General features: G+C 63.3%; 1 protein-coding gene. It reads left to right on the top strand.

From position 1 onward, the window contains the following. Positions 1-264, top strand: a 264-nt coding sequence (gene vgrG, locus HMPREF2886_RS11555; RefSeq protein WP_139148404.1) for a type VI secretion system tip protein VgrG, incomplete at both ends; no start/stop codon positions are given.

The following is a 264-nucleotide window of genomic DNA, read 5'->3' as shown; positions in this document are numbered from 1 at the left end:
CGGCCAGTTCGCCAGCTACCAGGTCACCCTGCGGCCCTGGCTGTGGCTGCTGACGCGCACCTCGGACTGCCGCATCTTCCAGAACCAGAAGGTCCCGGACATCATCAAGCAGGTGTTCCGCGACCTCGGTTTCTCCGACTTCGAGGACGCCCTGAGCCGCTCCTACCGCGAGTGGGAATACTGCGTGCAGTACCGCGAGACCAGCTTCGACTTCGTCAGCCGGCTGATGGAGCAGGAAGGCATCTACTACTGGTTCCGCCACGA

It is taken from the genome of Pseudomonas sp. HMSC066A08 (genome assembly GCF_001813025.1).
Classification (GTDB): Bacteria; Pseudomonadota; Gammaproteobacteria; order Pseudomonadales; family Pseudomonadaceae; genus Pseudomonas; species Pseudomonas aeruginosa.
This window is presented reverse-complemented; position numbering and strand designations above follow the sequence as displayed.